A 7,062-nucleotide genomic window follows, 5' to 3' on the forward strand; every position below is an offset into this window, starting at 1 on the left:
TCAGGACGGTCAGCCTCCGCATCACCAGACCACTGTTTTTCAACATCAATCGACGTGGGAGGTTCGTTAACTATCTCGACCTCGATGGTCTTATCTTCCTCGTTTTCCTTTGTCACTGCGCCGTGAGACATGTAGCCATCGACCTCGTGCTCGACGAAGGTCAGCTGGAGTCGCTCTCCTGTCGCGGCGTCAATGAGCGTGCGTGGATCTGGATAGTTGGTTCGTTCAGCCTTCCAACCGTTGTCTTCTGTGAGTTCGATGGTCTCCAGTGTCTTGTCACTAAGTTTCACGTCCACCAAAATGCTCTCGGGGCGATCCGCTGGATCATCATTAGCCCACTTCTTAACCAACTTCAGTTTCCACGGATCAGGATCGCCGAAGGTTAAAGTACCGTTGTTCGCGATGCCAGCTCCGGAAATACCAGTGCCGGTGGCCACGTTATTGGTGATCTTCACAGTCGCGAGAGTCTCTGCAATCGCCTTAGCATCCTTAGTTGGAACAGATTTGAAGGCAATGTTGTTTGAGACCGTCACATTTGGTTCGATTGGCGTGTTCTCTCCATCGGCGGAGTAGCGCGGAACCTTTCCCTCAGCAGACCAGTTACCGTGAATGCCGTAAATCGAACCGTCCTGGTACCAAGCGCGAGGACTTCCACCAAGCATGCGTTCGGTGACAACGACCGGTTTGCCTTCCTTTGGCTCATCAAATACGTGCTTGATAATGCTGGCGAAATCATCGCCGGCACCGGCGTTTTGCCCCTTGAAAACATTGGGTGCCACATTGTCAAAAATCGCCACGCCACGTGTTACGTGCATAACGGTTGAACCCGTGGGACAGTTCCACACACCGCCGCCCTGAGCACTCACAGGGTGATTGCCGGCTTGAATTAGAAAACCGGGCTCAATGACGTTGTCACGAATAAGACCGTTGTAAATCGTCACCTCGGCTTTGGTGTCGCTGTACATTGCTCCGCCACCCCAGAAGCCTTGCGAGGTGTTGTCGCTCAAAACTGCGGCGTGGATCACGGCTTTTGTGGTCCCACCGAAGGAGATGCCTCCACCAGACCTGGCAGCGCGGTTAGAAGTTATCTCGGCGCCGGCAATATCTACCTTTGCATCACCCTCTGTGTAGATCGCACCGCCGGAACCAGTGGATGCGTTCTCGGTAAACGTTGCGCCGCTGATGTTGAGCGTGCCTCCACTTTGATACAGGCCGCCGCCAACACCTTTATAATCCCCATTGTCGTTGCCTTGAACAGCAACGCCGCCTGATAGCGAAACGTCACTATTGACAAAGGCCAGTGCCGCTCCGTGTTCCGTGGTGTTCTCGTTCAAGGTGCCTCCAGTGATATTCACTGAGGCTCCCTCACCGTAAACTGCACCGCCTCGGCCATTGTATTTGGGGTGGCTGACAACATTTCCGGTTAACGTTCCATCCGCCATCTCGAAAGTTGGCTGTCCGCCGTCACGCGACCATAGGCCAATCGCGCCGCCGTAACGCAAACCGTTGTTACCACTTACCGTTCCACCCTCTACTCGAACAGTGCCGTTGTAGGCCGTGATTGGCGAGTAGTTTTCTTTTTCAACCCCTGCCGGGCGAAGTTCACCGGACTCATCTGAAACGTTGTTGCCTGAGAACTCGGCGTCTCCACCGATCGTTAGAGTTCCTCCGTCAACAAAAATGACCGGGCCCGTTACCGCAGTGTCACGGATCGCGCCGCCCACAAGACTCATATCTCCCGCGACGCTAAACTGCGCGTTGGTAAAAGTCGGGCCGGATAGGGTTAGCGCTCCACCCTCTTCGACCGTAAACAGTGGGGATCCATTTCCGCTGATCTTTCCACTACCCGTGAGGGTAACCTGCTTCCCCGCGGGCACAACCAGCGGCTGCGCTCCATCCTCCACAGTTATTTCTGATGCGATTGAGAGTTCTGTTGACTCTCCGTCACCAAGACCATTAACCGCAGCAATAACGTCGTCCCAGGAATTAATATCGGATGCCTGAGCTACTCCCGCAGACAATCCCACTGTTGCCAGCACTGTGGCCAGCAAAATTCCCAAAGACCGCACCCAACGGCCCATCATTTACTCCTCTCACAAGAGCGACCTCTGGTCTGCTAAACAACGGGCCAGACTACGCGCAACGTTACTTCGAGTCTTTCACATTTAGGACCCAATTCCCAAGCCCTTCGCAACCTTTTGGGTTAACAAATTGGGTTAACAAAATCTCTTATGTTGTCAGCCACTTTTCACGCTGCACGACACGCCAAATCGTATACGACGATCATGCTCTGCGCGGCTTGTATTGTGCTCATTCTGTCTATGCAAAGTCTTATCTTGTTTCTTCACAATTCCTCTGCCAGAATGACTTTAGTCCTATAAGTTCCCCGGCCATTATCCGAGGCTCTTGTTGCATACTAAAGAAAGTGGAAAAGTGAAAAACACCAAGCGCTACGGGTTTCTCCCAGCCTTGTGGGCAGCATGCCTAACAGTATTTCTAGTGGTGATGGGCACCGGCCTTCCTCCGGCTGCCGAGGCCGCGCCAGATTCTCCCGACCGGCAAGTTTTGAAGTGCTACGAAGAGGGTCGGGTTCTGTACTGTGAGCCGGACCGTCTAGAAGAACTGATCGCGCAGGCCGGAACTACCCCAACCAGGATTGAGATTGGTAACGGTACCGAAACCCTGCTGACGAAGACTATTGTCATTCCCGCTGGCGCAGATATTGAGCTAGTAGACACAGACATAGTTGCGTGGTCATCAGGAACCAGGATCATTCGTGATGACGGCGATTTCACCGGAAGTCTACTGAAGGTTGAGAAGGGCGCAAAACTCACGCTCTCTGATGGCACCGGAAATGGCGAGGGCATCACTATTGACTCACGCGCGCAATACGAAAATGTTGTGAAGGGCTCCAGCTTCTCCCCCACAATCCTTGTGGAGGGCGAGCTGGTGATGAACGCCGGAACCATTACCGGTGCGCGCAAGATGAGTAGCGGCGGCGAGGGCGCAGTTACCATCAAGGGCAGGGATGCAAAGTTCACTCTAAACGACGGTAAGATCACCGATAATCAGCGCAAAGGCGGCCAGTTTGGTGCGGCGAACGTTGCATTGACTGACGGCGCCACGATGGTGATGAACGGCGGCGAGATTTCTAAGGGTCAATCCGACTACAGCCCATACGCATACGGTGAAGCTGGCGGCATCGGCGTTTTTAGTGGCGCACACCTAACAATCAACGGCGGCACGCTGACTGAAAACACGGGCTGGGCCGGCAATATCAACGTGAGCCACTGGCTGAATGAGAGCAACGTAAAACCTGGTGATGACACATCAGACACGCGCTCAACACTCGTTTTCAACGACGGCGAAATCTCGTGGGGTAAAGCAGCCTTTGCCGGTGGAGGTATCGATATTTTCGGAAATGCCGATGTGACGATGAATGGTGGCATCATCACAAACAACCAGGCGGCAAACGGCGGCGGCGTAAACGCGATGGATATGTACATTAACGGTCATCCTCGCACTTACCAAGAGATCGATTCGGACGGTAGCCGATGGACCAAAGAGCACTTCGGTGAGGCCAAACCTGCAGAGTGGACCAAGATTTCTCCTGCCCGGTTCGTCATGAACGGCGGCAGTGTGGTTCGTAATAGCGCCACTCGCACCGGCGGCGGCATAAACGTGATCTCAAATGCAGTGAACCTAAATGCAGGCTTGATTGAAGGAAATAGTGCCGATGATCAGGGTGGCGGCATCTACGTGGCAACGAAGTCGTACACCGCCCATTTTAAGGACACTCTAGTCACCGAGAACAGCGCAACCGATGGCGGCTTTGTTGCAGTCGGCGGAGGTGTTTGGCTGTGCCCAACAGGTAGCATGCTGATACACGTAACGAACGGCGTAGCGGTATTTGATAATGAAACCCCAACGACTGCTACCGATCACCACTGGGGCGATGACATCGCGCATGATGCCTATGGAGGGTCCACTTCCGCACGCATGCTTATTGATCCACGCATGCTAGGTGGCGGCGAGCCTGCCCTGTATAAGGACGGCGCATTCAACCAACCTCGTTTCGATGCCGAGAATCCTGGTAAGAAGCAGGTGTTCGACGGTACGGCGAGGGAGTCCGACGAGACGAGTGATTACCGAACCTCTCTTATGAACGCGGGCCTAAAGTCGGTTACCGATCAGAACGCAAAGAAAAACGCCGAGTCCTGGGCAAGGTTGAAAATCACGAAGAATCAGGCTCCACGTGGCGGCGGTATTGGCTCAAACGGTGGCCTTGAGTTTGGAACCCCAGGAACGACCGAGGTGACGGTCTCCAAGGCGTGGAAGGACTCTGAGGGCAACAACCTTGACGAAGCTTCTAAGGTTGCAGTCAAGGTACAGCTGGTGGGAACAGTTGGCGGCGACAAGTTCTACATTGGCCAGCCGGCAGAGCTGAATGCTGACAACAAGTGGACGCATACATTCAAGGACCTGCCCAAGACCAAGACCGTTGACGGCAAGCAGGTAGAGGTTAAGTACTCGGTTGAAGAGCAGGGCGTTAACGGAGCCAACACAGTTAAGTTGGAGGGCACCGCGCAGGACGGCCTGAAGATCACTGCCCCACTAGCGATGTCACCTGTTAATGTACAGCTCCTGCAATCTACCGACGGCATTAACACGAGCCCCGTGGGTGATCCAGTAGTGCTAGATGAGACGAATGACTGGACGCATACTTTCGAAGGACTACCAGCGACGAAGACCACTGGGGACGAGGATTCTGAGAACGCCGAGGAACTCAATATCTCCTACTCCGTCAAGGAGCTGGGCGTTAGCGGATTTATCATCAAGGTAGAAGGTGATGCAGAGAAGGGCTTCACTGTCACGAACACCCAGGTACCTCAAACCACACAGGTGGATGTGACCAAGGTTTGGAAGGACAATGAGGGTAACGATCTTGACGCGAGTTCAACAAAACCGGTTAAGGTCCAGCTGACTAGAACGATCAATGAGGAAACCAACCCGGTTGGTGACCCTGTCGAACTAAACGCTGATAACGAATGGAAGCACACGTTCACAGATCTGCCTCAGTTCATGATTATTGACGGCAAGCGCGCAAGAATCACTTACGCCGTTGAAGAGCTCTCCGTTGATGGCTTCACCTCCACGGTTTCGGGCGATGCTAAGGATGGTTTCACCATCACTAACGTGCAAAACCCGCCAACGGAGACAACCCCTGGGCCAACTCCGGAAACAACGCCGGAGCCTACCCCGCACAAGCCGGAGAAGCCGCATGAGCCGATGCCGCGCACTGGTGTTGAGATTGGCGCGCTCGCTGCCCTCGCGCTTGCCCTGCTTGGCGGCGGCGTAGTGCTAGTAAGGCGCAACCGGGTATAACACACCAAATGCGTAGCCCAACAAACTAGGCAGCGCATAGCCCGTAAGAGTTTGGCCGGCCACTTCAAATGAAGTGGCCGGCCAAACCCATATAAAGCACGTGTCGCACAGCCTTTGCTCTACTCCCCATACAAGCGCGTAGCTCGGTAATACCGTGACGGCTCATAACAGGAGCAGGCTCGCCTAGCGCTCGACTAGACCCGCCTCGTAGGCAATCACATACTCGCGCAGGTCTTGGGGTAGGTACTCAAGGGCGGTGTCGGACATCAATCGCATCTGGGGCTCTACTCCCCCGTTGTGCTTGTAATATGCCCAGGCGATCGAACCGGTGATGGCCCCCATGGTGTCGGCGTCACCACCCAGCCAGATGGTGTTACGGATTGCCTGCTCATAACTTCCAGATTCCAAGAACGCCTGGATAGCTTGCGGCACTGTTTCCTGACAAGATGAGTAAAACCCGTAAGTGGGTTTGATTTGTTTGATGGTGAAGTCCAGGTCGTAGAAGTTTTCGCGAATGTAGCCTGCTATCTCCTGCTGTGTTTTACCTGTTTGCGCTAGGTAGATCGCGGCAGCTACAGCCTGCGCACCTTTAATCCCTTCGGGATGATTATGCGTGACTTCCGCACTGGCCTTAGCTAAATGCAAAGCCTCGTCGAGGCTGGCGGCAAGTTCTGCCGCTGCGCAAACCCGCATTGCGCTACCATTTCCCCACGAGTTGTACGGCTCTGGATTCTCTTCTTCTAACCACACCCCAAAACTGCCGCCGTATGCGCCTTTCGGGTATGGAAACCTCCGTCCCATAGTCTGCATGTGAGATACGAGGAGGCCGTGCAGGTGCTGATCCGATCTGACTTGCGCATCAAGGGTCTGGTAGTCCTTGATGGCCATGGCAACCGCGATGGTCATCAAGGAGTCATCGGTGAAGTCCGCAGCTTGAGGAAACAGCTCAAAGTCGTAAGTATCGACGGGCCTAAACTCATACACTGAGCCCACTACGTCACCAACTATCGCACCGATCATTCTCCGCTCCTGTTCAAATATTGTTGCCTTGGATGGTCAACCTGGATTCAGCTTCGGCAACTATTTTTCGCTTTAGAGTCCACTTAGATCCTATTTTGCAAAATTCGCCATTTTTGTAAATAAGCCTCCCTTTTTATCGTGGCAAAACGATGATGCGATCACTCTGCCCCATTTATGGCGTGAGTTCCCTTGTATTTCGCGGGCTAAAGCACAAACATACATGCGCATATCGTAGGATCGAATTATGCGCACAGTGTCAAAAGTTTTCATCTCTTTAATCGCAGTGCTTGTTCTTGCACTTGCGGGAGTATTTGGCTTTGCCCAAACCTATAGCGCGAAGGCTCTACCCCGCACTACCGTTGCGGGAATTGATGTAAGCGGTAAGACGTCCAGTCAGATCCAGCAGCAGGTGGAGGCCGCCGCAAGCGAACGCAACCTCGATCTAACTATTGAGGGAAAAACCGTGAGCGTACCCTTGGCTGACACGGGTTTTAGTGTTGATTCGGCTAAAACGACGCAGGCCGCGCTGGAGCCTTCCGCTTCGATTTGGAGCCGCGCTAGCGGGCTTATGTCGTCTCGACACATTCCAGCTGCTGTGAATGTGGATGAGCCCGCGTTCGCACAGTTTGTTGAGTCGTTGAACGCAAAAACTCCTTC

The 7,062-nt window shown here is 53.8% G+C and carries 3 protein-coding genes and 1 pseudogene; 2 read left to right on the forward strand and 2 right to left on the reverse strand.

The window, feature by feature from the left end; all coding sequences use genetic code 11:
- On the reverse strand, positions 1-2,081 hold a 2,081-nt coding region (locus HMPREF2854_RS08445), incomplete at its 3' end, for a collagen-binding protein (protein ID WP_261666695.1).
- 352 nt (positions 2,082-2,433) lie between these two features.
- On the opposite strand from HMPREF2854_RS08445, the gene HMPREF2854_RS08450 reads away from it, so the two are divergent.
- Positions 2,434-5,385, forward strand: a complete 2,952-nt coding sequence (locus tag HMPREF2854_RS08450) for a Cna B-type domain-containing protein (RefSeq protein WP_070621248.1) — start codon at positions 2,434-2,436, stop codon at positions 5,383-5,385.
- Positions 5,386-5,568: 183 nt separating this feature from the next.
- On the opposite strand, the gene HMPREF2854_RS08455 is transcribed toward HMPREF2854_RS08450, so the two are convergent.
- Positions 5,569-6,405, reverse strand: coding sequence for an ADP-ribosylglycohydrolase family protein (locus HMPREF2854_RS08455; protein WP_070621249.1), 837 nt, complete (start codon positions 6,403-6,405; stop codon positions 5,569-5,571).
- Positions 6,406-6,649: 244 nt separating this feature from the next.
- Here HMPREF2854_RS08455 and HMPREF2854_RS08460 point away from each other — a divergent pair.
- Positions 6,650-7,062, forward strand: a pseudogene (locus HMPREF2854_RS08460) (hypothetical protein); the annotation flags it as partial.

The sequence above is a fragment of the Actinomyces sp. HMSC075B09 genome (genome assembly GCF_001812395.1).
Lineage (GTDB): Bacteria > Actinomycetota > Actinomycetes > Actinomycetales > Actinomycetaceae > Gleimia > Gleimia europaea.